General features: G+C 72.8%; 23 protein-coding genes and 1 riboswitch. Of the genes, 17 read left to right on the forward strand and 6 right to left on the reverse strand.

Translation table 11 applies throughout. From position 1 onward, the window contains the following. Positions 1 to 52 precede the first annotated feature (52 nt). The 4 genes from AB0G74_RS15415 to AB0G74_RS15430 all read left to right on the forward strand — a co-directional run bounded on the left by AB0G74_RS15415 (position 53) and on the right by AB0G74_RS15430 (position 4,698). Entirely contained in the window at positions 53 to 787 is a 735-nt protein-coding gene (locus tag AB0G74_RS15415) for a response regulator transcription factor (protein WP_361145866.1), read from the forward strand. 112 nt (positions 788 to 899) lie between these two features. Then, positions 900 to 2,963: a HAMP domain-containing sensor histidine kinase gene (locus AB0G74_RS15420; RefSeq protein WP_361145869.1), complete on the forward strand. Its 2,064-nt coding sequence runs from the start codon at positions 900 to 902 to the stop codon at positions 2,961 to 2,963. Positions 2,964 to 3,520: 557 nt separating this feature from the next. Further along, positions 3,521 to 3,964, forward strand: coding sequence for a hypothetical protein (locus AB0G74_RS15425; protein ID WP_361145673.1), 444 nt, complete (start codon positions 3,521 to 3,523; stop codon positions 3,962 to 3,964). A 107-nt stretch (positions 3,965 to 4,071) separates the two neighbouring features. After that, entirely contained in the window at positions 4,072 to 4,698 is a 627-nt protein-coding gene (locus tag AB0G74_RS15430) for a class F sortase (protein WP_361145674.1), read from the forward strand. Between the two features lie 3 nt (positions 4,699 to 4,701). Here AB0G74_RS15430 and AB0G74_RS15435 read toward each other — a convergent pair whose 3' ends face one another. After that, entirely contained in the window at positions 4,702 to 6,489 is a 1,788-nt protein-coding gene (locus AB0G74_RS15435; protein WP_361145677.1) for a tetratricopeptide repeat protein, read from the reverse strand. Positions 6,490 to 6,586: 97 nt separating this feature from the next. On the opposite strand from AB0G74_RS15435, the gene AB0G74_RS15440 reads away from it, so the two are divergent. Next, complete coding sequence (locus AB0G74_RS15440; RefSeq protein ID WP_361145680.1) at positions 6,587 to 8,077, forward strand: FAD-linked oxidase C-terminal domain-containing protein; 1,491 nt, start codon at positions 6,587 to 6,589, stop codon at positions 8,075 to 8,077. A gap of 53 nt (positions 8,078 to 8,130) precedes the next feature. Here AB0G74_RS15440 and AB0G74_RS15445 read toward each other — a convergent pair whose 3' ends face one another. Then, entirely contained in the window at positions 8,131 to 9,030 is a 900-nt protein-coding gene (locus AB0G74_RS15445) for an NAD(P)H-binding protein (RefSeq protein ID WP_361145683.1), read from the reverse strand. A gap of 81 nt (positions 9,031 to 9,111) precedes the next feature. On the opposite strand from AB0G74_RS15445, the gene AB0G74_RS15450 reads away from it, so the two are divergent. Both AB0G74_RS15450 and AB0G74_RS15455 read left to right on the forward strand, forming a co-directional pair. Continuing rightward, on the forward strand, positions 9,112 to 10,200 hold the full coding sequence (locus AB0G74_RS15450) for an AraC family transcriptional regulator (protein WP_361145686.1): 1,089 nt from the start codon (positions 9,112 to 9,114) through the stop codon (positions 10,198 to 10,200). A gap of 153 nt (positions 10,201 to 10,353) precedes the next feature. After that, positions 10,354 to 10,743: a VOC family protein gene (locus AB0G74_RS15455; protein WP_361145689.1), complete on the forward strand. Its 390-nt coding sequence runs from the start codon at positions 10,354 to 10,356 to the stop codon at positions 10,741 to 10,743. A gap of 64 nt (positions 10,744 to 10,807) precedes the next feature. Here the strand turns inward: AB0G74_RS15455 and AB0G74_RS15460 are convergent, their stop codons facing one another. Beyond that, positions 10,808 to 11,278 carry an SsgA family sporulation/cell division regulator gene (locus tag AB0G74_RS15460; RefSeq protein ID WP_361145692.1) on the reverse strand — a complete coding sequence of 157 codons (471 nt, stop codon included), beginning with the start codon at positions 11,276 to 11,278 and terminating at the stop codon, positions 10,808 to 10,810. Positions 11,279 to 11,635: 357 nt separating this feature from the next. On the opposite strand from AB0G74_RS15460, the gene AB0G74_RS15465 reads away from it, so the two are divergent. Further along, positions 11,636 to 12,943 (forward strand): RDD family protein, encoded by a 1,308-nt coding sequence (locus AB0G74_RS15465; protein WP_361145696.1) that lies wholly within the window; start codon positions 11,636 to 11,638, stop codon positions 12,941 to 12,943. 163 nt (positions 12,944 to 13,106) lie between these two features. Beyond that, a complete protein-coding gene (locus AB0G74_RS15470; RefSeq protein ID WP_361145699.1) occupies positions 13,107 to 13,964 on the forward strand; it encodes an RDD family protein in 858 nt (285 codons plus the stop codon). Here AB0G74_RS15470 and AB0G74_RS15475 read toward each other — a convergent pair. Beyond that, positions 13,957 to 14,238 (reverse strand): hypothetical protein, encoded by a 282-nt coding sequence (locus AB0G74_RS15475; protein WP_361145702.1) that lies wholly within the window; start codon positions 14,236 to 14,238, stop codon positions 13,957 to 13,959. The two genes, AB0G74_RS15470 and AB0G74_RS15475, sit on opposite strands and share 8 nt — an antisense overlap. Before the next feature lie 750 nt (positions 14,239 to 14,988). Here AB0G74_RS15475 and AB0G74_RS15480 point away from each other — a divergent pair. Together AB0G74_RS15480 and AB0G74_RS15485 are read left to right on the forward strand one after the other, a co-directional pair. Continuing rightward, entirely contained in the window at positions 14,989 to 17,385 is a 2,397-nt protein-coding gene (locus tag AB0G74_RS15480; RefSeq protein WP_361145873.1) for an immune inhibitor A domain-containing protein, read from the forward strand. Positions 17,386 to 17,542: 157 nt separating this feature from the next. Continuing rightward, the gene (locus tag AB0G74_RS15485) at positions 17,543 to 17,854 is read left to right on the forward strand and encodes a hypothetical protein (RefSeq protein WP_361145705.1); all 312 of its coding nucleotides are present in this window, start codon (positions 17,543 to 17,545) and stop codon (positions 17,852 to 17,854) included. Positions 17,855 to 17,928: 74 nt separating this feature from the next. Here the strand turns inward: AB0G74_RS15485 and AB0G74_RS15490 are convergent, their stop codons facing one another. Further along, a complete protein-coding gene (locus tag AB0G74_RS15490; RefSeq protein WP_361145708.1) occupies positions 17,929 to 18,513 on the reverse strand; it encodes an isochorismatase family protein in 585 nt (194 codons plus the stop codon). 302 nt (positions 18,514 to 18,815) lie between these two features. Next, positions 18,816 to 20,144: a nicotinate phosphoribosyltransferase gene (locus tag AB0G74_RS15495; protein WP_361145711.1), complete on the reverse strand. Its 1,329-nt coding sequence runs from the start codon at positions 20,142 to 20,144 to the stop codon at positions 18,816 to 18,818. 166 nt (positions 20,145 to 20,310) lie between these two features. Between AB0G74_RS15495 and clpS the strand changes: the two genes are divergently transcribed. The 6 genes from clpS to AB0G74_RS15525 all read left to right on the forward strand — a co-directional run bounded on the left by clpS (position 20,311) and on the right by AB0G74_RS15525 (position 26,254). Then, complete coding sequence (gene clpS, locus AB0G74_RS15500) at positions 20,311 to 20,625, forward strand: ATP-dependent Clp protease adapter ClpS (protein WP_358824073.1); 315 nt, start codon at positions 20,311 to 20,313, stop codon at positions 20,623 to 20,625. Beyond that, on the forward strand, positions 20,625 to 21,254 hold the full coding sequence (locus AB0G74_RS15505; RefSeq protein ID WP_361145714.1) for a DUF2017 domain-containing protein: 630 nt from the start codon (positions 20,625 to 20,627) through the stop codon (positions 21,252 to 21,254). Before clpS ends, AB0G74_RS15505 begins: the two co-directional genes overlap by 1 nt. A gap of 482 nt (positions 21,255 to 21,736) precedes the next feature. Then, positions 21,737 to 23,179 carry an amino acid permease gene (locus AB0G74_RS15510; protein WP_361145717.1) on the forward strand — a complete coding sequence of 481 codons (1,443 nt, stop codon included), beginning with the start codon at positions 21,737 to 21,739 and terminating at the stop codon, positions 23,177 to 23,179. A gap of 206 nt (positions 23,180 to 23,385) precedes the next feature. Continuing rightward, on the forward strand, positions 23,386 to 23,808 hold the full coding sequence (locus AB0G74_RS15515) for a M67 family metallopeptidase (protein ID WP_361145720.1): 423 nt from the start codon (positions 23,386 to 23,388) through the stop codon (positions 23,806 to 23,808). Positions 23,809 to 23,813: 5 nt separating this feature from the next. Continuing rightward, a riboswitch (cobalamin riboswitch) is annotated at positions 23,814 to 23,961 on the forward strand. 38 nt (positions 23,962 to 23,999) lie between these two features. After that, positions 24,000 to 25,031: an ABC transporter substrate-binding protein gene (locus tag AB0G74_RS15520; RefSeq protein WP_361145723.1), complete on the forward strand. Its 1,032-nt coding sequence runs from the start codon at positions 24,000 to 24,002 to the stop codon at positions 25,029 to 25,031. Next, positions 25,028 to 26,254, forward strand: a complete 1,227-nt coding sequence (locus AB0G74_RS15525) for an iron ABC transporter permease (RefSeq protein WP_361145726.1) — start codon at positions 25,028 to 25,030, stop codon at positions 26,252 to 26,254. Before AB0G74_RS15520 ends, AB0G74_RS15525 begins: the two co-directional genes overlap by 4 nt. Positions 26,255 to 26,301: the final 47 nt, after the last annotated feature.

The raw sequence follows: 26,301 nt of genomic DNA on the forward strand, positions 1-26,301 counted from the left end.
CCCGTGTTCGCACCCCGCCTCTGCATACGATCGACGGGTGTGCGCATATGTGATGATCGCCGAGGACGACGAGAAGCAGGCCGAGCTGGTCCGCCGCTACCTCCTGCGGGAAGGCCACACCGTCACCCTCGTGACCGACGGGCGCGCGGCCGTGGAGGCCGTCCGGCACCGGGCGCCCGATCTGCTGGTCCTCGATGTGATGATGCCCAGGATCGACGGTCTCGACGTGCTGCGGATCCTGCGGGCGGAGGCCTACGAACTCCCCGTACTGATGCTCACGGCCCGCTCCACCGAGGACGATCTGCTGCTCGGACTCGACCTCGGCGCCGACGACTATATGACCAAGCCCTACAGCCCCCGTGAGCTGATGGCCCGGGTCCGCACCCTGCTGCGGCGCACCGGGGCCCGGGCCGGGGGACCGGGCGGCGGTACGGCCCCGCCCGCCGACGAGGGGCTGCTCACCGTCGGCGCGCTGGTCGTGGACCCCGAGCGGCACGAGGTGACCGTGGACGGCGGCGGGATCGAGTGCACTCCCGGCGAGTTCCGGATCCTGGCCGCGATGGCGGCGGAACCGGGGCGGGTCTTCACCCGGCAGCGGCTGCTCCAGGAACTCCACGGCTACACCAGGTACATCGGCGACCGGACCGTGGACGTTCATATTATGAATCTGCGGAAGAAGGTCGAGTCCGAACCGAAGCGGCCGCAACGGCTGCTGACCGTCTTCGGCGTCGGCTACAAGCTCGTCGCCCCGGTGGCCGTCGCGGGACACGGCGACCGTGCCTCGTAAGGCGCGTGCGGCGCGTACGGCGGGGGAAGCGGGAGCAGCGGGGGAGGGCCCCGGCGGCGACCGGCCCGTACGCGATCCCGGCCGCGCCCGGCCCGTACGCGACACGCGCCGACTGCCGTTGCGCAAGAGCCTGCTGGGGCGGCTGCTCGCTGTCTCCGCCCTCGTCGCCGTCTGCTCCGTTGCCGCCACCGCCTGGCTCGCCGCCCAGACCACATCGGGCGCCATCAAACGCGAACAGGGCCGCAACCTGGCCGACGACGCCCGGATCTACCGCGATCTCCTCGGCCACGCCGCCACCAACGCCCAGTGGGACGGCGTCGAACGCCAGATCACCGAGCTGTCCGAGACGTACGACCGGCGGATCGCGCTGGTCAATCCCCGGACCGGGCTCGTGATCGCCGACTCCGCGACCGAACGGCCGCCGCCCGCGCTCCCCGAGGTCCCCGCCGCCGTCATCAACCCCCTCAACACCGATATCGCCCTCGTCCAGGCCGCGAACCGGGCCGGCGAGAACTCCGGCAGCCGCAGCCCCATCCCCGCCGACGGCACCCGGGGCGGTATCGACCCGCGCGCCGTCGGCCCCTTCCGGCTGACGGCCGACGAACGCGCCCACTCCCGGGCCGCCGCCGACCGGATCGTGAACTGTCTGCGCGAGTACTCCGTCACCGCCGAACGCGGCACCACCCCCGCCGGGCGCTCCTACGTCAGGACCACCGAGCTGGCGACCGGTCTCCGTACCGAGGACGACGGCCGTACCCCCTGCGACTTCACCGAACTGAACCGGCCCACCCCCACCGAACGGAAGGCGCTCACCGAGCTGAACAAGCTCTCCGACGCCTGTCTCAGCCGCAACGGGCGGAACAACATCCCCCTCGCCGTCGAGCACGCGTCACAGGGCGAGCCCCGGATCGTCGTCGGCGGCGGCCCCGAGAAACCGGAGCCGTCGCCGGTCTTCGACCCCGAGGCCCGTAAGAAGGCCGCCGCCGAGGCGCGAGCCGCCGAAGCCCGGCTCCGGAAGGGGGACCGCGAGGTGTTCCTCACGCCCTCCGAGGAGAAGGCCCGGGTGGAGCTGGGCCGGATCGTCCTCCGCACCCCGCACAAGGTGGACAGCGTCGTCGAGAACTGCGTCGACACCGCCCGCCGCGACCAGCTCGGCTCCTACGTCTCCGCCCCCGCCCACCTCTACATCGGCGACCACGACGGCGGCGCCACCGTCCCCGGCTTCGACCTCTCCCCGGAGAACACCGCCCGGATCGCGGGCGTCGCCGCCCTCGTCCTCGCCCTCACCGTCGGCGCGTCCGTCCTGGCCGCGACCCGGCTCGTCCGCCCCCTGCGGGCCCTCACCTCCGCCGCCCAGCTGATGAAGGACGGCGGCGAGAGCGCGGAGCCCGTACCCGTCCCAGTACGCGCCGACAACGAGATCGGCCGGCTGGCCACCGCCTTCAACGACATGGCCGCCCACCGCGCCCGGCTGGAACACCAGCGCCGCGAGATGGTCGGCGACGTCGCCCATGAGCTGCGGACCCCGCTCAGTACGATCCGGGGCTGGCTGGAGGGCGCCCAGGACGGAGTCGCCGACCTCGACCCGGCGTTCGTCTCGTCCCTCCTCGAAGAGGCCGTCCAACTCCAGCACATCATCGACGACCTCCAGGACCTGGCCCAGGCGGACGCCGGTGAACTGCGGCTCGACCCGGCGCCGGTACGGATCGGGGAACTGCTCGCCCAAGTCGCCGCCGCGCACGCGCCCCGGGCCGAACCGGCGGGCGTCCGGCTGACCGTGACCTGCCCCGACCCGGGCCCCGAACTCACCGCGGACCCGGTCCGGCTGCGGCAGGCCGTGGGCAACCTGGTCTCCAACGCTGTACGCCACACCCCGCGCGGCGGCACGGTCACCCTGCGAGCCGCCCCGGCCGGGCCGGACGCGCTGATCATCGAGATCGCCGACACCGGCGGCGGCATCCCCGCCGACGATCTGCCGTACGTCTTCGACCGCTTCTGGCGCGCCGACAAATCCCGCAACCGGCGAACCGGCGGCAGCGGGCTCGGCCTGGCGATCGTCCGCAAACTGACGGAGGCGCACGGTGGTTCGGTCTCGGCGCGCAGCACGGTCGGGGAGGGCTCGGTCTTCACCCTCCACCTCCCGACCCGCCCCGGTCCGGCCCGGGCCCCCTTGTAGCCCGGCCCGCCTGTGGCTTGTCGCGCAGTTCCGCCCCCTGAGACTTCGGCCCTGGGGGCACCGCCCGAACTACCCGGATCTCGCCCGGCAGCCGAGCGTTGTTCGCCGCCTGCGGACCGGCCGTGGCGTGTCGCGCAGTTCCCCGCGCCCCTAAATGCTCTCCCCAGCACCGCCCCTGGAAGGGGGCCCGTCACTTCAGGAGGGCGGCAAGAGGGGCAACCAGGGGCGCGGGGAACTGCGCGACCAGCCACGGGCGGGCCGCGGACCGCCGACAACAGCAAGCCGCCGGGCGAGACCCGGGTAGTTGGCCTCAGCCGGAGGGCCGAGGCGCTGGGGGTCCCCCCATCGCCGAAGGCATAGGGGGAGGAACTGCGCGACCAGCCACGGCCGGTCCGCAGGCGGGGAACAACATCAAGCGGCCGGGCGCGGCCCGGAGCTGAGGGTCTCCCCGGAGGGGTAACGCGCTGACAGCCGCGCGACCGGACTCTGACAAGTTCTTCATACCCGTTGGCGAGCCTGGGGCCGTACCCGATCCCCACCCCGAAACGGAGCTTCGTATGACCGCACATTCCCCGCGCCGCGCCCTGCGGGCCGTCGCCGTCACCGCCGCCGCCCTGGGCGCGCTGCTCGCCGGTGGTACGGCCGCCGTGGCCGACGCGAAGCCGTCGCCCACCACCCCGGTCAAGGTGGAGCTGAGCAAGGAGGCCGCCGCCAAGGCCGCCGCTGAGAAGGACTGCACCCCCCAGCCCGCCAAGGCGGGCGAGGTCAAGCGGATCTGCCTCACGCCGACGGACGTCGAGCGCAAGCGTGCCGCGGGCGTGCTCCGCGAGGGCACCGCCGTCGTACCGCGCGGCGGTGTCGCCGCCGGTGAGCGGCCCGCCGGACAGGGCGGCTCGGACTCCACCATGCTGATCGCGGGCTCCGCGATCGGCGCGCTCGGCCTGGCCGTCGCGGGCACCGTCGTCCTGCGCCGCCGCGCCGCGCACGGCGACGCGCGCTGACCGGTACCACTCGTACCCACCTGCGGCGGTGCCGTCCGGGAGACGTCCCGGGCGGTGCCGCCGCGGGCTCCCGTGCCGTACCACCGAACCCTCCAGGAGGTCATCCGATGCGCCGTCCGCGCGCGCTCGTCCGGCTCGCCGTCGGCGTGGTCTGCGCCCTGGTCCTGACGGGCTGCTCGTCCGATCCGCCGTCCCCTACGGTGTCCGCCCCGACCGGGTCCGATACGCGGCCCGCGCCCGCCGGTTCACCCACCGGGCCCAGAACCTCCAATACGTCCGACGCCTCCGTCGCCGAACCCGTCCGGGTCTCCATCCCCGCCATCGGGGTCGACAGCGCCCTGCTGAGGCTCGGCCTGAACGCCGACCAGACCGTCGAGGTGCCGCCCCCGGACAAGGGCATGACGGCGGGCTGGTACACGGGCGGCGCGATCCCCGGCGAGAAGGGCGCCGCCGTCGTCATCGGGCACAACGAGACCCGTAACGGGCGCGGTGTCTTCTTCGACCTGAGGAAGGTCACCAAGGGCGCCGAGGTGAAGATCCGCGACGCGCGCGGCGCGACCCGGGTCTTCAAGGTCACGGCAGTCGAGACCGTGAAGAAGAACGCCTTCCCCTCGCAGCGCGTGTACGGCCCCACCAACGGCCCCGAACTGCGCCTCGTCACCTGCGACGGCGCGTACGACGCCCAGGGGCACACCGTGGACAACCTGATCGTCTACGCCGAGCCCGAGTCCTGAGGCTCAACGGGTACGGGCCGCCCCCGCCGACGCGCCCGTACCCGTACCCGTACCGGTGCCGCTGCTCGTACCGGAGGACGTACCGGACGCCTGCCGCCGTACCGACGACGATCCTGTCCCGAGCCCTTCCCGGCCCGTCACCTTCCGGGGCCCGCCCGCCGGGGGGTCGCCAAGGGCGGTCAGCGCCGACCGGGCGGCCGGGGCCAGCAGGGGCGAGAACTCCGGATGGGTGCGCAGGGCCTCACCGATATGGCGGCGGGCCGCGCCGTACAGCCCGAGGGACCGCTCGATCTCGCCCCGGTGGTACGAGGCCGTGGCGTTGCGCGGGCCCTCTTTTGTGGCCCGTACCGCGTAAACCAGGCCCTCTTTTGCCCGGCCCGCCTTGAACAGGGCCCAGCCCAGCGCGTCCGCCGCGCGGGGGCTGCGTACTCCCCGGGCCCATTCCCGCTCCAGCCGCCGGACGGCCTCCGCCGCGTCGCCCGCGTCCCCGTGGTCGGACTCGTAACGGGCCAGCGCCAGGTTCTCGTTCGCGCCGTGGGCCGCCGCCCGGTCCGCCAGGACGCGTACCTGTTCGTACGCCCGCTCCGCCTCCGCGTCCCGCCCCAGGGACTCGTACAGCTCACCCGACTCCAGCGCGTACTGCGGCAGCGGCGCCTTCGCCAGTACCGCCGTCCAGGCGCGTACCGCGTCGTCCGTCCGGCCCAGCGCCGCCAGTGCCCTGGCCCGCCCCGCCAGCGCCTGATGCTGGTCGGGCACCAGCCGTACCGCCGAATCGAAGCCGGTCAGGGCCTCTTCGGCCTCGCCGCGTTCCCAGGACAGCTCCCCGAGCCACCACAGCGCCGCCGCCTTTTCGGCGGTCCCGGTCGCCGCGCCCACCGCGTCGTGGGCGGTGGCCGCCGCGTCCTCGCGCCACCCCAGATCGCGGTAGACCCGGGCCGCGAGGCCGCGTGCCTGCGCGCCCTCGTAGAGGCTCTGCACCGACTCCAGGGACTTCTCCACCTTCTTCTTGTCGCCGAGTCCGCCGTACGCCTCCACCAGCGCCCGGTGCACGGTCCAGCGGCGCGGCTTCTGCTTCCGGGCCAGTACCGCGTACTCCCGGGCGGCCGGGAAGTCGCCCCGGGCGTTGGCCAGCCGGGCGAGTCCGAGCAGGGCCTCCGTATTGCCCCGTTCGCCCGGCAGAACGGTGAGGGATCGTTTCAGCGCCTGCTCGGCCTTCCCGTACGCCGCCCAATCGCCGTGCCGCGCGCCCCGTTCCACGTACGCGGAACCGAGCACCGCCCAGGACTCCTCGTCGCGCGGATGGTCGCGCAGCCAAGTCTCGCGGTCGGCGATCAGCGCGTTCAGCTCGGCGGTGGTCGCGGGTGCGCCCGCTTCCGCCGCCGTCTGCGCGCGGGCCAGCGGGCCCGGCAGCGGCGGCGGCCCGGCGGGGTCGGCCGGGATCGCCAGCACCACACCGGTGAGCAGCGTCGCGACGACCAGCGCGCCGACCGCCGCGTTCTTCGCGGCCTCGCCTTTCGGGCGCCGTACGGAGCCGAGCCCCCGGCGGTCGAAGTGGTCGAAGCGGTCGGGGCCGCCGGGGTCGTGGGGGCCGTAGGAGACATAGCCGCCGCCGGGGCGGGGCGGCCCTGGGCGGCCCGGGACGACCGGCGCGGCCGGGACGACCGGGGTGACCGGGGTGACCGGGGCGGTCGGGTCCGCCGGGGTGACCTGGGCGGTCGGCGCGCCCGGATCGCCCGTTCCGCCGAATCCACGGATTCCGTCGGGTTCGTCCGCTCCGCTCACAGTGCTCATACCGCTCATGCTGCGTCGCGGGCCCGTCCGGTACGACGATCTTCCCGGGGGCGCGGCTCGGGTTCACACCGATGGCCGTCGGTGCGAGGCTGGATTCATGGATCACGACGACGTCGTCCCCACCTCGGACACCACCCCGGGAACCGCCTCGGGAACCGGCTCCCGTACCGCCCCCGGGGCCGGGACCCCCTCGGGCGGCGCCGGGGCGCCCGGCGGGCCGTACGGCGAACTGCTCGACCGGCTCGCCGCCGGACTGCCCCCCGAGGCGCTGCTCACCGACCCCGATGTCACCGTCGCCTACGGCCGGGACATGGCGAGCTTCTGCGACGCGGGCACCCCCGCCGTCGTCGTCGTGCCGCGCACCGTCGAACAGGTGCAGCACGTGATGCGGACCGCGACCGCCCTCCGTGTCCCCGTCGTCCCGCAGGGCGCCAGGACCGGGCTCTCCGGCGCCGCCAACGCCGCCGACGGCTGGATCGTGCTCTCCCTCACCAAAATGGACCGGATCCTGGAGATCAGCCCCGTCGACCGGATCGCCGTCGTCGAACCCGGGGTGGTGAACGCGGCGCTCGCGCGGGCCGTCGCCGCCCACGGCCTCACCTATCCGCCCGACCCCTCCAGCTGGGAATCGTGCACCATCGGCGGAAACATCGGTACCGCGTCCGGCGGGCTGTGCTGCGTCAAGTACGGGGTGACCGCCGAGTACGTCCTCGGCCTCGACGTCGTCCTCGCCGACGGCCGGCTGCTGACCACCGGCCGCCGGACCGCGAAGGGCGTGGCCGGATACGACCTCACCCGCCTCTTCGTCGGCTCCGAGGGCACCCTGGGCATCGTGGTCAAGGCGGTCCTGGCGCTCCGGCCGAAGCCCCCGGAGCGGCTGGTGCTGGCCGCCGAGTTCCCGAGCGCGACCGCCGCCTGCGAGGCGGTCTGCGCGATCATGGCCTCCGGCCACACCCCGTCCCTGCTGGAGCTGATGGACCGGACCACGATCCGCGCCGTCAACGCCCTGGGCAACATGGGCCTGCCCGAGACCACCGAGGCGCTGCTGCTGGCCGCGTTCGACACCCCCGACCCGGCCGCCGACCTGGCCGCCGTCGGCGAACTCTGCGCCGCCGCCGGGGCGACCGAGATCGTCCCCGCCGACACCGCCGCCGAGTCCGAACTCCTCCTCCAGGCCCGGCGGTCGGCCCTGCCCGCCCTGGAGTCGCTGAAGCCCGCGACGATGATCGACGACGTCTGCGTACCGAGGTCCCGGCTCGGCGCGATGATGGAGGGCACGGCGGCGATCGCCGAGAAGTACGGACTGACGATCGGCGTCTGCGCCCACGCGGGCGACGGCAACACCCACCCCGTGGTCTGCTTCGACCACCACGACCCGGACGAGACCCGGCGCGCCCGGGAGTCCTTCGACGCGATCATGGCCCTCGGGCTCGAACTGGGCGGCACGATCACCGGGGAGCACGGGGTCGGCGTCCTTAAGAAGGAGTGGCTGGCGCGGGAACTGGGCCCGGTGGGTGTCGAGTTGCAGCAGGGCATCAAGCGGACGTTCGACCCGCTGGGGATCCTCAACCCGGGCAAACTGTTCTGACCGTACGGGCCTTGCCGCGGGGGAGGGGAAACGTGCCCCCTCCCCCTTCCGGCTCATCCCCCGGACGGGCCGGTGCCGGAATCCGGCTCCCAGGCGCCCGAGTCCGCCGCGTCCGCCACGAAGGCGGCGAAGTCACGCGGCTCCCGGCCCAGCGCCTCCCGTACGCCGCCCGAGAGATGGGCGTCGATCCCCCGCCGGATCGGTGAGAGCGTGTCGTCGTACCACCGTGCGTCCTCGGCGGGCCAGCCGTCGGCGACCAACTCGGCCCGGAACTCCGCCGGAGCCACGGCCGTGTAGCGCACCGCGCGCCCCGAGGCGGCGGAGATCTCCGCCGCCGCCTCCGCGAAGGTCAGGGCGCGCGGCCCGGAGAGTTCGTACGTCCGCCCCTGATGACCCTCCTCCGTCAACGCGGCCACCACCACATCCGCGATATCCGCCGCGTCCACGAAGGGCACCGCCCCGTCCCCGGCGGAGAGCCGCAGCTCACCGGAGCGGACCGCGTCCAGGAAGAACCCCTCACTGAAGTTCTGCGCGAACCAGGCGGGCCGTACGGCCGTCCACTCCAGACCGGTCTCCCGGATCGCCGCGTCCCCGTCGATATGGGTGACGCCCGACGGATTGCCGTCCCCCATGTACCCCGGTACGTCGACCCCGCGCCCCGACAGGAGAACGGCCCGCGTCACCCCCGCCTCCTCGGCCCGGGCGAGGAACGGCCGGGTCAGCCGCTCGCCGTCGACCGGTACGACAAACACACCGTCGACCCCGGCCAGCGCCGGACCCCAGGTCGCCCGGTCCGTCCACTCGAACCGGGGGGAGCCGGACCGGGAGCCGATCCGGACGGTGTGCCCGAGGGCGCGGAGCCGGGCGGCGACCCTGCTCCCGGTGGTACCCGTACCGCCGAGGACCAGTACGTGCCGGGCCCCCGGCGTCATCTCTGCTGTCTGCTCTGCCATGCCCCCAGCCAACCGCCACCGGGCTGGACGATCCATCGCTCAGACTCTTCGTTCCATGTCTCAGCGTCTTACCCTGCCCCTATGGGGACAGAGACTGTGGAGAAGCCGGGCACCGCGGACGTCCTGGCCGAACTGCTGGACGGGGTACGGGCCCGGGGCGCGCTGATCCGCTGTGCCTGCCTCGAAGGACCCTGGTCGATCCGGCTGGCCGGGGGCGCGCCGCTGACCCTGCTGGCGCTGGTCCGGGGCACGGCGTGGATCGTGCCGGACAGCGGGGAGCCGGTGGCCGTCGGCGAGGGCGATGTGGCGGTGGTCCGGGGCCCGGCCGCGTACACCGTCGCCGACGACCCGGGGGCCCGCCCGCACACCCTGATCACCGGCGCCGCGTACTGCCCGCCGGGCGCGGGCGGCGAGGGCGTGGAGATCCTCGTCGGCCCGCCCGGCCGTACGGACCCGGCCGGGGCCGGGGACGGCGGCGAGTGCGAGGACCCCCGCGACCCCCGCACGCCCCCCGCCACCACCGGGCCGCCCGGCCCGACGACCGCCTCCGCTCCCGCCCGGAGCGACACGGTCCTCCTCAGCGGCGCGTACGACGCCCCGGGCACCGTCAGCGACCGGCTGCTGCGCGCCCTGCCCGACGTACTCGTCGTCCCCGCCGCCGACTTCGACCGCCCCCTGTTCGACCTGGTCACCGCCGAGATCGGCACCCCGCGCCCCGGCCGCCGTACGATGCTCGACCGGCTGCTGGACCTGATGCTGCTCGCCGCCCTGCGGGCCTGGTTCGACCGGCCGGGCGCCGGGGCGCCGCCCTGGTACCGGGCCCTGGAACACCCCGTCGCCGGACCGGCGCTGCGACTGCTCCACGAACACCCCGCCCGGCACTGGACCGTCGCCGGACTCGCCGCCGGGACCGGGGTCTCCCGCGCGGCCCTCGCCCGCCACTTCACCGAACAGGTCGGCGAGCCCCCGATGGCGTATCTCGCGTCGTGGCGCGTGGACACCGCCGCCGATCTGCTGCTCGGCACCGACGACACGGTGGAACGGATCGCCCGCCGGGTCGGCTACGCCAACGCCTTCGCCCTCAGCGTCGCGTTCAAACGGCTCCGGGGGCTGAGCCCCACCCGCTACCGGGCCCGACTCCGGTCGGAGGACGGCGAGTCGGAGGAGTAGGTACTCCGCACCCGTGCCCCGGACCGCCGCCCTAGGGCGAAGGCCCGATGGTCCGGGCGGGGCCGCCGCTCCTACGGTGGAGAGGTCGCCGGGACGTCCACGACGGAGCACCGCCCGCCATCCGAAGCCGTTGAACCCGAGGTAGGAGCAGCCATGTCCGCCCGACTGGACCACACCATCGTCCGGAGCCACGACCGCTTCCGGGGTGCGAACTTCCTCGCCGAACTCATCGAGTCCCCGGAGCCCTGGAAGAACGGCCCCTTCGCGGCCCTCACCCTGGAGGACGGCCTCACCCTCGACTATCTCGACGTGGAGGGGGAGATCGTCTCCCAGCATCTGGCGTTCCAGGTCCCCGACGCCCTGTTCGACACCATCCTCGGCAAGATCGTCGAACGCGGCCTGCCGTACTGGGCCGACCCCCGGCACCTGGAGCCGGGCCGCACCTACCTCCTCAACGGCAGCCGGGGCTTCTACCTCGACGACCCGGACGGCCACGCGCTGGAGTTCCTCACCCCGCCCGGCACCACCACCGGTCCGGCCTGACCCCCTGGTCCGGTCGGGGCGGGGCGCCTGCGGCGCCCCGCCCGCCGGACAGCGGACGCGCCCGTCACGCATCCCCGTCCTCCGCGTCCGTCTGCGGTCCGCCGCCCCAGCCGCCGTCGGCCGCGTGGTGCGCCAGCAGCCCGGCGATCCCGTCGTCGATATCCAGATTCCCCGCCTCGGACCCCGGCGGCACCACCCGCAACGTCCGCTCCAGCCACGCCGACACCACCGCCGACGGCGCCTCCAGCAGGGCGTCCCCGTCGGGCGAGCTGAGCGCCATCAACACCACGTTCCGCCCGTCGACCTTGGTCGGCCAGATCCGCACGTCCCCGTGCCCGCACGGCCGGAACACCCCCTCCACCAGCAACTCCCGGGCGAAGGTCCACTTGACCGGGGCGTCCGACCCGATGTGGAAGGTGATGTGTACGGCATAGGGGTCGTCGGTCCGGTACGTCAGCCGCGCGGGCACCGGGATGCTCCGCTCCGGCGACAACACCAGCCGGAGTTCGAGTTCGCGTTCCACCACGGAGTGCATGGGTCCTTCTCTCCTCGTCACCAAGGGCCCCTCATCGGGCCCACACCGGTGAGAGCGGCCCCACGCCCGTTCATTACGCGACTTCCCGAAGATTTTTTCCCCGAACTCCGGACCTGCCCCGACGGCCGCTTCTCCGTGCGCGTACGCGGACTGCCGGACCGCGGACCGCGACGGACCGGGCGAGACCGGCGGGGTGTCCCCCCGGGTCCTCCGAAGCGGTGAAACCAGTGGTGCGCGGGGCCTTGTCCGACACACCGGTTCGGGGTCGTTACCGTGGGAGACGCCCGGGTGGGGCCAAGCGTCTGATAGATGTGGAGGGTTGAAACCAGGCTCGCGAGGAGATACGGGACCACGGTGATGAGCGCCCCCACCCCGCACGGCGGCGACGGCAGTCCCGCGCCGGGCTACTACCCCGATCCGTCGATTCCCGGATACGTCCGGTACTGGAACGGTGCGTCCTGGGTGCCGGGTACGAGTCGGCCCGCGCCCCGGGACGCGGGTGACGCGCCCGCCGCCGAGCCCGCCCCGCCGCCCGCTCCGACCGCTTCGGCCGTGCCCGCGGTCGAGGAGACCGGGCCCGTGTTCCTGGACGAGGTGCCCGAGGAAGAGGCGGCGGTCCGGCCCGAGCCCGCGAGTGTGTGGCAGGCGGATTCCGCCCGGCAGGGCGGCTTCGGGGGCGACGGGGACCGGGTCGCCTGGGGTGGTCCGGGGGCCGGGGGGCGCGTACCGGCGCAGCCCGCCGCGCCGGTCGTCGCGGGCAGCGACGGGAGTCAGGGGCCCGTTCCGGCCGAGCCCGTGACCGACGGCACGGTCACCATTCGGGCCGTACGGCCTTCGGAGCGGACCGTCGTCGCGCCGTCGCCGCTGCCCGTGGCCGAGGAGCCCGCACCGGCGCCCGCGGCCGTGCCACGGCAGCCCGAGCCCCGGGTCGTCGTACCCGAGCAGGCGCACGCGGCACCGGCCGCTCCGGCACCCGTCACTCCCTGGCCGCAGCCGCAGCCGCAGCCGCAGCAGCCCGCCCCGCAGCAGGCCCCCCGGCCCCAGCCGACCCCCCGGCCCCAGGTTCAGCCGCAGCCGCAGGTTCAGGCCCAGCCGCAGGCGGCCGTCGGGGGTGACGGGCCCGTCATTCCGTGGAAGCCGCCGGTGGAGGATCCGTTCCTCGCCGTCGTCCGGGCGCAGGCCGCCGCGCGGCCCGCCGGGCTCGGGCGGCGGCTGGTGGCCCGGCTGATCGACACCGTGGTGCTGGGGGCGATGGTGGGTGCCGTCGCCATCCCCTTCGTGACGGCCGCGATCGACCATATCGACGGCAAGATCGAGGCGGCCAAGCTGTCCGGCGAGACCGTCACGGTCTGGCTGCTCGACGGCACCACCGGCGCCCAGCTCGGGATCGTGCTCGCGGCGCTGCTGGTGCTCGGCGTGCTCTACGAGGTGCTGCCGACCGCCAAGTGGGGGCGGACCCTCGGCAAGAAGCTCTGCGGGGTCTCGGTGGTGGACATCGAGTCGCACGAGCCGCCGGCGTTCGGTGCCGCGCTGCGCCGCTGGCTGGTCTACGGCGGGCTCGGGCTGATCGTCCTCGGTGTGGTGAACGTGCTGTGGTGTCTGGTCGACCGGCCCTGGCGGCAGTGCTGGCACGACAAGGCGGCCCGGACCTTCGTCAAGGGCTGACCCCGGCGGACTCCGGACCCCTGACCCCCGGACTCCGGGCTCCCGGCTCCGGCCCCGACCTCGGGTCCCTACCCCGGGCCCCCGCCCCGCCGGGTGAGACGGGTGTCCCCCGAACGGCGTGCGTCCTTTTGCGGGGATCCCGGCCCCGGGTTGCACTGCCGTCATGAGCAACGATCAGCCACCGCCCGCCGGACCGGGCGGCGACGGGCACGACGGCCCGCCCGAGAACGATCCGTTCCGCAAGCCGCCCCCGGGCCCGGGCGGGGGTGCCGAACCACCGCCCCCGCCGCCCGGCGGCCCGCCGCCCGGTGGGCCACCACCAGGTCAGGCCCCGCCCCCGCCGCCGCAGGGCCCACCGCCCGGTTCGCCGTACGGTCCCGGCCAGGGCGGCGGTCCGTACGGCGGTTCGGGCCCCTACGGCGGCGCGGGCGGAACTCCGCCGCCCCCGTACGGCGGCGGTCCCTACGGCGGCGGCCCGTACGGAGGGACCCCCGATCCCCTCGCGGGCATGCCGCCGCTCGCCGACTTCGGGCGCAGACTCGCCGCCCGGGTGATCGACGCGCTGATCGTCTTCATCCCGCTCTTCCTGATCTCCCTGCTCGCGGGCGGCTGGGACACCTCGGGCGGCGGTGACGACTGGGACGACATCACCAGCGACCTCAACACCGGCCGCCAGTGGCTCTGGTCGCTGATCTCCCTCGTCGCCTATGTCGCCTACGACACCCTGATGGTGAAGCGGAACGGCCAGACCGTCGGCAAACGGCTGCTGCGGCTGCGGGTCGCGATGCTCAACGACGGCAGCACACCGAACACCGGCGCGGCGCTGACCCGGGCCGCCGTGCTGTGGGCGCCCGCGTTGATCTGCTGCTTCTGCGTCTGGTGGCTGGTCATCATCATCACGATCGTGGCCGACAAGCCCTATCGGCAGGGCCTGCACGACAAGGCGGCCAAGACCGTGGTGGTCACCGTCCCGGAGGGGACGACCCCCGGGCAGGGGGCCGGTCCCGGCGGGGCTACCTGAGGCCGGAATCCGCCCCGGCTCCGGCATGCGCCCGGGGCCGGGCGGCCGGGTACGCGCTGGTCACGGCGGCGGCGGTACGGCTCGCCCGGGCCGCCCGGATCGCCCGGCTCATCGGCAGGGCCGTGGCCACCAGCAGTCCGAGGGCCAGCGAGACCACCCCGATCGCGGCGACGCCGACGGCGTGCGAGGTACGGGTGAAGAGGAGCAGGGCGAGCGCCGAGAAGACGACGGTGGCCGAACCGGAGGCGAGCTGTGCGGCAGTCGGACGCGGCATGACGGTATCCGTCCTCACGACAGAAGGAAGAACAGGTCGGGGGGTGTCGCTCGACACGGTCGCTCTGCCGAGAGACTCTACGGTGCTGGATGCCCTCCGGGTAACGGCGGTAAGCGTGGCTCCACCCCCACCGCCGGTGCATAGGGGGCGCACGGGTTCATACCCCTTGACTTACCGCCGTCGCGGTGCACTTGCCGCCCGTACGGCCGCTGCCGGTGGCCTCGCCGCCCCCGGGCCCGCCTCCCGGGCGGGTGCCCGGAACGCCGCTGCCCGCCGCGGCTCCGGCCGCCGTACGCCCGCGCCTCGATCCGGCGCGCTCGCGGCCGAGGACTCCGTACCCGCGCACCCCGGGTGGCCAAACCTCATCGGTTCGTACACCGGCGGACCCGGCGGGGACCGTCCGATACCCCCGGTACCGCTGGCCTGAAAACGACCGGAATCCCGGTCGTGAACCGTCCTGACCGGCGGTCCCGTGCCATCCGGACCGGAGGTCCGCCGTACCGTGACCGGCCCCATGGCCGAGAGTCGCCGTCCGGATATCGGAAATCGGCACCCGCATAGGGCAGTTGAGATGTCCGAGTCAAGGACTGGTTTTTCTTCCGTACGTACGGTCGAATGCGGTCACTTGAGACGCGACCCCCGCCCGGACGGTCCCACCACCCCCCTTTTCCAGATCCGCGGCACCGGGGCGCGGAGGAGGATTTGGCTCACGTGACCACCACCAGAAACGGCCGCGGACGGTCCCTCAGAATGTCCGCGGTCGTCGTCGCGCTCGCGGCGACCGCCGCCACCGCGTCGGCGTACGGCACGGCCCAGGCGGAGGACCGGGGATCCCGGTCCCAGGCCGCCGCACCCGTCCAGCGGCACGACCCGGCGCCCGGCCCGGACCATGTCGACCACGATCTCGACGGGCCCTTCAGCAAGCAGCAGGCCCAGCAGCGCGCGACGGCGCTGGAGCAGGTCATCAGCGGCGAGTCCACCGTGGAACGGCGGGGCGCCTCCAAGGTCGTCAAGCTCGACAAGGGCAAGTACGTCGAGCTGGGCCGGGAGAAGACCGACAAGATCTTCACGATCCTGCTGGAGTTCGGCGACAAGGTCGACGACACCACGACCCACGACCCGGACGGGCCCGATGGCCCCCAGCCGCCGGTGACGAAGTACGGCGGGACACCCGGCCCCCTGCACAACAAGATCAAGCAGCCGGACCGGACGAAGGACAACGCCACCGACTGGAAGGCGGACTACAACCGCGCCCACTTCCAGGACCTGTACTTCGGTACCGGCAAGGACGCCCAGGGGCGGACCAAGCAGTCCGTGAAGACGTACTTCGAGAAGGCGTCCTCCGGCCGCTACTCCGTCGACGGCACGGTCTCCGACTGGGTCAAGGTCGAGTGGAACGAGGCCCGCTACGGCTCGAACTGGTGCGGCGAGAGCACCTGCAAGAGCGTCTGGGACGCGGTCCGCGACGGCGTCAACGCCTGGGTCGCCGACCAGAAGGCGCAGGGCCGTACCGACGAGCAGATCACCGCGGACCTCAAGCAGTACGACGTCTGGGACCGCTACGACTTCGACAACGACGGCAACTTCAACGAGCCCGACGGCTATATCGACCACTTCCAGTTCGTCCACGCGGGCGAGGACGAGTCGGCGGGCGGCGGCGCCCAGGGCACCAACGCCATCTGGGCGCACCGCTGGTACGCCTACGGCGACGACAACGGCCGGACCGGCCCCGCGAACAACCGGGCGGGCGGCACCCAGATCGGCACCACCGGGATCTGGGTCGGCGACTACACGGTCCAGCCCGAGAACGGCGGACTCGGCGTCTTCGCCCACGAATACGGTCACGACCTCGGTCTGCCGGACCTCTACGACTACTCCGGCCGGGGCGAGAACTCCACCGGCTTCTGGAGCCTGATGTCCTCCGGCTCGTGGCTCGGCCGCGGCAAGGAGGCCATCGGCGACCTCCCCGGCGACATGACCGCCTGGGACAAGCTCCAGCTCGGCTGGCTCAACTACACCAAGGCGCGGGCCGCCACCGACTCCGTCCACACCCTCGGGGTCTCCGCCTACAACACCAGGCGGCCCCAGGCGCTGATCGTCGAACTGCCGAAGAAGCCCGGCACCACCCCGGTCGTCCCGCCCGCCGAGGGCAGCCGCCAGTGGTGGAGCGACATGGGCGACGATCTGCGCAACACCCTGACCCGCAAGGTCGACCTCACCGGCAAGTCGTCGGCGTCCCTGAGCCTGTCGGCCTGGTGGCAGATCGAAGCCGGGTACGACTACCTCTACACCGAGGTCTCCACCGACGGCGGAGCCACCTGGAACGCCGTCGACGGCACCGCCGACGGGCGGCCCATCACCCGCGACGCGGGCGACCGCCCGGCCCTCACCGGCCGCTCCGGGGCGCACCGCGCGCTGGTCTACCCGCTGGACGCCTACGCGGGTCAGAAGATCGACCTCCGGTTCCAGTACCGGACCGACAGCGCCACCGCCGAGAAGGGCTTCACCGCCGACCGGATCACGGTCACGGCCGACGGCGCGCCGCTCTTCACCGACGGCGCCGAGACCGACGACGCGGGCTGGACCAAGGCCGGCTTCAGCCGGATCGGCGACTCCTTCACCAAGGACTACGAGCAGTACTACCTGGCCGAGAACCGGCAGTACGTCTCGTACGACCACGGTCTGAAGGTCGGCCCGTACAACTTCGGCTTCCCCGCGCCGCTGAACCGCTGGGTCGAGCACTTTCCGTACCAGAACGGGCTGATGATCTGGTACTGGGACACCTTCCAGCGGGACAACAACACCGGAGTGCACCCCGGAAGTGGGCAGATCCTGCCGATCGACGCGAATCCCGAACCGCTGAAGTGGTCCGACGGTACGGTGATGCGCAACCGCATCCAGACCTTCGACTCGACCTTCTCGACCCGGCCGTACGACGCGGTCACGCTGCACAAGAACGGTGTGGCGACGCAGATCCCGGCCCGGCCCGGCAAGAGCGTCTTCGACGACCGCAAGGGCGTCTACTGGTACGCCGAGAACCCGACCGGCAGCGTGAAGGTAACTGACACCAACACCAAGATCTCGATCCTCAAGGAGCCGAGAAGCGGTGAAACGATCACCGTCAAGGTTGGTCCGTCGACCAAGTAAATAGCGTTATCGCAGGTCAAAGCGTGATCGGCCGTCGCCCTCTAGCGGGCGACGGCCGATCGTGTTTAGGTGCGTGGTGACCGCCTCTTATTGACACCCGGGTCCCGCACCGACCGGCGGACCCCGGGCCTACGCACCCACGGGGGAGTGGTACACCATGCCCGGCGGAGGTTTCAGCAGACTCCCGAACGGCAGCGTCGTCGTCGCGCTCAGCCTGCCCAGCCCGCTGGACGACGGCAGCGCCGCCCGCTTCCTGGTCCATGCCGCGAACCGGGCCCGCGCCCTGACCAGGCTGCGGAACCTGGGGCTGCGCGCCGTCTATCTGCGGGGGAATCTGGAGCCGCCGACGCCGGACGAGATCACGGCCGTACTGCACCACCCCGACGGACTGCTCTGGCGGCCCCACGAGGCCCCCGTCTCCGCCCTCTGGCACCCCTTCCGGACCCCGCTGCGGGGCGGCTGGGCCTGAGGGAGCGGCCGGGCACCGACCCGTACGGCCGTACGGGTCCACGGCCCCGGCATCCCGGGCCCGGCCCGGGACCGTCAGACCACCGGCTTCCCGGTCAGCTCCACGCCCGCCTCCCGCAGCTCCGGCAGCACCCACGCCGTCCGCTCCTCGGAGACCCCCGCCGTCAGATCGAGCAGGACCCGGGTGGTGAACCCCTCCCGGGCCGCGTCCAGGGCCGTCGCCCGGACGCAGTGGTCGGTGGCGATCCCCACCACGTCCACCTCCGTCACGCCCTGCGCCCGCAGCCACGCCGCGAGCCCGGTGCCGTTCTCGTCCGCGCCCTCGAAGCCGCTGTACGCCGCCGCGTACGCGCCCTTGTCGAAGACGGCGTCGATCGCGCCGGACGCCACGGCCGGGGCGAAGTTCGGATGGAAGCCCGCGCCCTCCGTGCCCGCGACGCAGTGCACCGGCCAGGACGTCTCGTAGTCGGGGGTGTCGGAGAAGTGGTCGCCCGGGTCGACGTGGTGGTCCCGGGTGGCCACCACATGGCGGTACGCCGGGCTGCTCTCACCGATCAGATCGGTGATCGCCGCCGCGACCCCGGCACCCCCCGCCACCGCGAGGCTGCCGCCCTCGCAGAAATCGTTCTGGACATCGACGACGATCAGCGCGCGGTGCATGGCGGGTGTCCTTCGGGGAGAGCGGGGAAACGGGCGACGTTCGGGGGAATCGGGTCGGTGAGGGGCGGACGGGATCGGAGAAAGGTTTCGGTAGCGGTATGACAAGCGTGCCGCGCGGAGGGCCGCAGCGGATAGGGGCGGGGCCGCCGTACGGGCCCGGCCCGGGGTTCCGTACCCCGGACCCCGCCCGGTAAGCCGCCCGCGAGGCCCCCTCTTCCTGGAGCGTCCCCGCGCGGCGGGCCCTCACACCACCCGGGCACCGCCTTTCACGCGGACGCCCCGCAGGGGCCGCCGCCGTCCCCTCAGACGTACTCCGTCGGCAGTACCGGCTCGCCCCGCGAGAGCTGCGTGGCGGACAACGGCAGCGCGCCCCGGGCGGCCCGGTGGCGCTCGCGCGCCACGTCCAGCGGCTCCCGGGCCACGATCTCGCCGCCCCGGACCAGCTCGATCTGGAGCCGGTGCGGGACGAGCTCCTCCGGTACGGGTCCAGTGCCCACGACCTCCGCCTCCGCCGTGCCCTCCGCGTCCGGCCGCCGGGCCGCCCACTTCCGGCCGCCGATCGACGCCTTGCCGCCCACGGACTTCTTCGCCACCGGCTCCAGCGGCGCGTCCGGGGCCTCGCCCCGGGCCCTGGCGACCAGCTTGTAGACCATCGAGCAGGTGGGGTGGCCGCTGCCGGTGACCAGCTGCGTGCCCACGCCGTACCCGTCCACCGGGGCCGCCGCCAGCGACGCGATGGCGTACTCGTCCAGATCGGAGGTGACCGTGATCCTGGTGTGCCGGGCGCCCAGCTCGTCGAGCTGCTGCCGGACCCGGTGGGCCACCAGCAGCAGGTCCCCGGAGTCGATCCGGACCGCGCCCAGCTCGGGCCCGGCGATCTCCACCGCCGTCCGGACGGCCTCCGCCACGTCGTACGTGTCGACCAGCAGCGTCGTCCCCCGGCCCAGCGAGTCGACCTGGGCCCGGAAGGCGTCCCGCTCGCTGTCGTGGAGCAGGGTGAAGGCATGGGCGCTGGTGCCGACGGTCGGGATGCCGTACCGGAACCCGGCCGCCAGATCCGAGGTGGAGTCGAAGCCGCCGACGTACGCCGCCCGGGACGCGGCCACCGCCGCCAGCTCGTGGGTCCGGCGCGCGCCCATCTCGATCAGCCGACGGCCGCCCGCGGCCGTCGCCATCCGGGACGCCGCGGCGGCGATCGCCGAATCGTGGTTGAGGATCGAGAGGATCACGGTCTCCAGCAGCACGCACTCGGCGAAGCTGCCCTCGACCCGCAGGACCGGCGAGCCCGGGAAGTAGACCTCGCCCTCCGGATAGCCCCAGATGTCACCGCTGAAGCGGTACGAGGCCAGCCACTCCAGGGTCGGCGCGTCCACGATTTCCCGCTCCCGCAGGAAGGCCAGTACGTCCGGGTCGAACCGGAAGTTGGCCACCGCGTCCAGGACCCGTCCCGTGCCCGCGACGACCCCGTACCGGCGTCCCTCGGGCAGCCGCCGGGTGAAGACCTCGAAGACGGACCTGCGGTGGGCCGTACCCGCCCGCAGAGCCGCCTGGAGCATGGTGAACTCGTACTGATCGGTGAAGAGGGCCGTGGAGGGTACATCGACCGGGAGCCCCAGGTCAGCGGTGTTCACGAGACTCGACCTCACGCTTTCTGCGCCGTTTCCCGCCCGGGGCGGGGCGCGCCGTCGAACGCCCGTGGGAACCGGGCGATCCAGCCATGGCCAGATGCTACCTCACATTTCGTCACTCTGACGAAATGGGGAGTCGTTTATGCGCCCCGGCGCCCCGGGTGGCAGCATGGATCGGGTGAGTGTCGCCCCCACTGAGATCACGCGCCCCGAGTCGGCGGAGCAGAGTTCCGTCGTTCCCGAACCCGACGTGCCGTGGGTGACGCTCGTCCACAACGACCCCGTGAATCTGATGAGCTATGTCACCTACGTCTTCCAGGCGTACTTCGGCTACTCCAAGGACAAGGCCCGCAAGCTGATGCTCGACGTCCATCACAAGGGACGCGCCGTGGTCTCCAGCGGCAGCCGCGAGGAGATGGAGCGCGACGTGCAGGCGATGCACGGCTACGGCCTCTGGGCGACCCTCACCCAGGACCGCGGCTGATGCCGGGACACTTCGAGCCGCTGCCCGGAGGCGGGGCCGCCGTCGCGCTCGACGACGTGGAGATCTCCATCCTGCGGTCCCTGGCGATCCAGCTGCTGGAGCTGATCGGGCCCGGCGACGAGCCGGTCGAGGGCGAGGACCCGCTGGCCGCGCTGTTCGCGGAGGGGCCGACGGAGCCGCCGTCCGACCCGGCGCTGGCCCGGCTCTTCCCCGACGCCTACCGGGGTCCCACCCCGGCGCCCCGCCCGCCCGGCGAGCAGGGTCCCGGGATGACCGAGGAGGAGACCCGCGCGGCCTCCTCCGAGTTCCGCCGCTACACCGAGAACGATCTGCGCGCGGGCAAACGGGCCAACGCGCTCGCCGTCGTCCGGGCCCTGGACGGGCTGGAGCCGGGCGGCGACTCCGCCGCCGTACTGAAGCTGCCGCCCGACGACTGCCGCTACTGGCTGGGCGCTCTCAACGACCTGCGGCTGACCATCGGCACCCGGCTGGAGGTCTCCGACGAGGACGACGCGGGCGAGACGGGCCTCTACCGCCTGCCGGACGACGATCCGCGCAAGCCGATGGTGATGGCCTACCTCTGGCTGGGGGTCCTCCAGGAGACCCTGGTCGAGACGCTGCTGCCCTGAGGCGGCCGAGCGGCTGTCCGGCTGTCCGGCTGTCCGGCTGAGCGCGCCGGGCGGGCCGGTTCCGGCTCTCGGGCCGCGGCGGTCCGGTTCCGTACGCCGTCCGGGGCCGGGCCTCTCCTGTCCCGGCCGGCCGCCGGGGCACCCTCGGCCCCTCCTCCCGTCCGTCCGTTCGGTTGTTCGCTCAACGGACGCTCAAATCCGAATAACGATCGCGTGACATCCCCGAGGTGGTTTACCCCTCGGGGAGTCTTTTGTCCGGTTCTATATGTGGGATAAGGCACAAGAAGCCGGATCGATCTTTGTCGCAACCGTGATAGATCTTCACGACCGCCAGGGGCGCCACCCATGCCCCTGGAGGCGCTTGAGCCGGCGGATCGCCGGTGGCACTCCATCCATATCCGGGGGGATCAGGAACTGGTCCGCGGTCGCTCGCCGAGAGGCGGGGCGCGCGGATCGGCATGGAGAGAAGGGCGCAGCAGCTTATGACCTCGGTGCAGGTCGACGACAGCAAGGACGGGCCGGGCAAGCCGGCCGGAGCCCCGGCGGCCACCGCCGAGGACCAGGGCTACCACCGGGCACTCGGGGCCCGGCAGATCCAGATGATCGCCATCGGCGGAGCCATCGGGACCGGGCTCTTCCTCGGGGCCGGAAAGGGCATCTCCAAGGCCGGGCCGAGCCTCATCCTCGCCTACGCCATCGCGGGCGTGGTCATCTTCTTCATCATGCGGGCCCTCGGCGAACTGCTGATGTACCGCCCGGTCTCGGGTTCGTTCTCGGAGTACGCGCGCGAGTTCGTCGGCCCCTTCGCGGGCTTCGCCACCGGCTGGACGTACTGGCTGTTCTGGGTCGTCACCGGGATGACCGAGGTCACCGCGGCGGCCGAGTACATGACGTACTGGTTCGACATCCCGCAGTGGGTCTCGGCGCTCGGCTTCACGATCGTGCTCTACCTCGCCAATCTGATCTCGGTGAAGATCTTCGGCGAGCTGGAGTTCTGGTTCTCCATGATCAAGGTGACCGCCATCGTCGGCATGATCCTGATCTGCGCCGGAATCATCACCCTCGGCTTCAGCGACGCCGGTGACACCGCCTCCTTCTCCCTGCTCTGGAGCGACGGCGGCTTCTTCCCCAAGGGCCTCGGCGGCACGCTGATGACCCTCCAGATCGTGATGTTCGCCTTCCTCGCGGTCGAGCTGGTCGGCGTCACCGCCGGAGAGTCGAAGGACCCGGAGAAGAACCTCCCCAAGGCCATCAACACCGTGCCGTGGCGGATCGCCGTCTTCTACGTCGGCGCCCTGATCATGATCCTCTCGGTGGTCTCCTGGACCAACTTCCAGCCGGGCGTCTCGCCGTTCGTGGCCGCGTTCGACCAGATGGGCCTCCAGATCGGTGCGGGCATCGTCAACTTCGTGGTCCTCACCGCGGCCCTGTCGTCCTGCAACTCCGGGATGTACTCCACCGGCCGGATGCTCCGCGACCTGGCGCTCAACAGCCAGGGGCCCAAGCTCTTCACCCGGCTGACCAAGCACGGCACCCCGCTGATCGGCACCACCTTCTCCGCCGGGCTGATGCTGATCGGCGTCTGGATCAACTACCAGTGGCCCGGCGACGCCTTCCACAAGATCGTCTCCTTCGCCACCATCTCCGGTATGTGGGCCTGGATCATGATCCTGGTGAGCCATATCCGCTACCGGGCCAAGGTCGCCCGGGGCGAGGTCGCCGAGTCCTCCTTCAAGGCCCCCGGCGCGCCGTGGACCAGCTGGTTCGCCCTCTCCTTCATCGGACTGGTGATCGTGCTGATGGGGATCGACAAGGACGCCAGGATCTCGTTGTACGTGGCCCCGGTCTGGGCCCTGGTGCTGCTGGTCTCGTATCTCGTCCTGCGGTCCAAGAACCCGGAGGGCGCGGCCTTCGCCAAGCGCTGACGGCGCCGCCCGCCACCGGCCGCCCGACCGCACCGGTCACCGGCCGCCCGGCCCCTCCGAGGGCCGGGCCCTTGATCGGCAGCGGGCGGGGAACTGCCTGCCTCCCCGCCCGGCTGTCCGAATCGCGAGACGGGCCGGTCCGTACCTCGGCACGGTACGGACCGGCCCTTCCGCCATCCGGACGACCCCCGCTTATCCTGATCCGCATGCTGACCCTGACCCAGGACCTCTACGACCGGATCGTCGCGCACGCCAGGGCCGACCACCCCGACGAGGCGTGCGGCGTGGTCGCCGGCCCCGAGGGCAGCGACCGGCCGGAACGATTCATCCCGATGCTCAACGCGGCCCGCTCGCCCACGTTCTACGAGTTCGACTCCGGTGATCTGCTGAAGCTCTACCGCGAGATGGACGACAACGACGAGGAGCCGGTGATCGTCTACCACTCGCACACCGCGACCGAGGCGTACCCCTCCCGGACCGACATCACCTACGCCAACGAGCCCGGCGCGCACTACGTCCTGGTCTCCACGGCCGACTCCGACGCGGCCGGACCGTTCCAGTTCCGGTCCTTCCGGATCGTCGCCGGAGAGGTCACGGAGGAGGAGGTCCGGGTAGTAGAGGCATACTGACCCGGCAGCTTCAATTCCATACGGGGCGGTGGGACCCAGGAAGCCGGTGTGAATCCGGCGCGGTCCCGCCACTGTTACCGGTCGTTGACACGTGCCCTCGGGCGCGTGGCGACGGCTGTCAGCCAGGAACTGACCCATCGCCCTCTTCCACCACCCAGGGGACGCGGAAATCCCCGGAGGAGGCCGTCAGCATGTCCCGACGCACGTCAGGGCGCCGTTCCGCCCGCCGCCGTACCCTCATAGCCGGTACGGCCGCCGCACTGCTCCCGATCGTCCTGACCGCCTGCGGCGGCTCGGACTCCGGTTCCGGTTCGGGCTCGGGTTCGGGTTCGGGGAAGTCCGGGGCCACGGCCGCCGGATTCCCGTACACCGTCGACAACTGCGGTGTGAAGACCACCTACAAGGCGCCCCCGAAGCGGGCCGTCACCATGAACCAGCACGTCACCGAGATCATGCTGGAGCTGGGCCTGGAGAAGTCCCTGGTCGGCACCGCCTACCTGGACGACCAGGTGCTGCCCCGCTACGCGGAGGCGTACAAGTCGGTGCCGGTGATCGCCAAGGAGTACCCCTCCAAGGAGAAGCTCCTCGCCGCCAACCCGGACTTCGTCTACGGCGGCTACGCCAGCGCCTTCGAGGCCAAGGACGGCCGCACCCGCGACGAGCTGAAGAAGTCCGGTATCGACTCCCGGCTCAATCTGGAGTACTGCACCGAGAAGCGGACCGGCCTCGACGACGTCTACCGCGAGATCGAGGAGGTCGGCCGGACCTTCGGCGTCCGCGACCGGGCCGAGAAGTGGATCGCCGCGTCCCGGGCGACGGTCGCGAAGACCGAGGCGGAGTTGAAGAAGACCACCTCCGAGCCGGTGCCCGTATTCGTCTACGACAGCGGCGACAAGACCGCGTTCACCGTCGGCGGCAAGGGCATCGGCAATGAGCTGATCGCCCGCGCGGGCGGCCGGAACGTCTTCGCCGACATTCCCAAGAGCTTCGGCGACGCGACCTGGGAGCAGGTCGTGGCCCGTAAGCCCGAGGTGATCGTGATCTACGACTACGGCGCCACCAGCCTCGCCCAGAAGAAGCGGCGGCTGCTGGAGGACCCTGCGCTGAAGGACGTCCCGGCGATCAAGAACAAGAAGTTCGCCGTACTGCCGCTCTCGGACGCGGTCGTGGGCGTCCGCGCCCCGGACGCGATCGCCAAGCTGGCCCCCCAGCTCGCCCGATGACGACCCCGACGGACGGCCGGCGGGCGGTGCCGGGCCCCGGCACCGCGCCCGGGTCCGGTACCGGCGGGGCCGACGCGAAGAGTGCCGAGGGGTCCGGGGACGAGCCGGGGCGCCGGATGGTGTTCCGCAAGGGCGCCACGGCGGTCGCCCCGGTCCCCGCCGGGACCGGGCGCCCCGACGCGCCGGGTGCCCCCGGTACGCCCTCCCGGCTGCGGTTCGGGGCCGTCCTGGCCGGGTTGCTGGCCGCCCTGGCGGCGGCCGTCCTCGCGGCCCTCGGGCTGGGCTCCGTACGCATCCCGACCGGCGAGGTCGTCGCGGCGCTGCTGCCGGGTGCCGAGCCCAGCCCGTTCCGGACGATCGTGCTGGACGTCCGGCTGCCCCGGGTCCTGCTCGGTATCGTCGTCGGCGCCGGGCTCGGCGTCGTCGGCGCGGTCCTCCAGGCCCTGGTCCGCAACCGGCTCGCCGACCCCTTCCTGCTCGGGATCTCCTCCGGGGCGTCCACCGGGGCGGTCGTCGTCCTGGTCCTCGGCATCGGCGCGACCACCGCCGTCGCCCTGCCCGCCGGTGCCTTCATCGGCGCCTTCGCGGCGCTCGTCCTCGTCTACGGACTGGCCCGGCACGGCGGCTCGATGACCGGGACCCGGCTGGTCCTCGCCGGGGTCACCATCAGCTATGTCTTCACGGCGCTGACCACCCTCGTCCTGGTCGCCTCGTCCCGCCCCGAGCACTTCCGCGAGGCCCTGTACTGGTCGCTCGGCGGGCTCGGCAGCGCCCGCTGGGACACGGTCTGGCTGCCCGCCGCCGTGGTCGGCCTGCTGCTGCCGCTGCTGCTGGCCCTGGCCCGCCCGCTGGACCTGCTGCTGGTGGGGGAGGAGGGCGCGACCGTGCTCGGTCTGGACGTCGCCCGGTTCCGGGCCGCCGTCTTCGTCCTGGTCTCCCTGGTCACCTCGGTCCTCGTCGCGGCCAGCGGCGCGGTCGGCTTCATCGGCCTGATGGTCCCGCACGCGGCCCGGCTGCTGGTCGGCGCCGCCCACCGGGCCCTGCTCCCGGTGGCCGCGCTGATCGGCGCGGTCGCGCTGGTCGTCGCCGACCTCGGGGCCCGTACCGTCGCCGCGCCCCAGGACGTCCCCGTCGGGGTGCTGACGGCGCTGATCGGCGGCCCGCTGTTCCTGTGGCTGATGCGCCGCCGCCCGGTCGACGGCACCGAAGGAGGCCGGACGTGATCCCGACCGCGACCCAGGGCGGGGCCCTGACCGCGACCACGGCGAAG

Origin of the sequence: Streptomyces sp. NPDC020875, assembly GCF_040641415.1 — a bacterium.
In the GTDB taxonomy this organism is placed as follows: Bacteria; Actinomycetota; Actinomycetes; order Streptomycetales; family Streptomycetaceae; genus Streptomyces.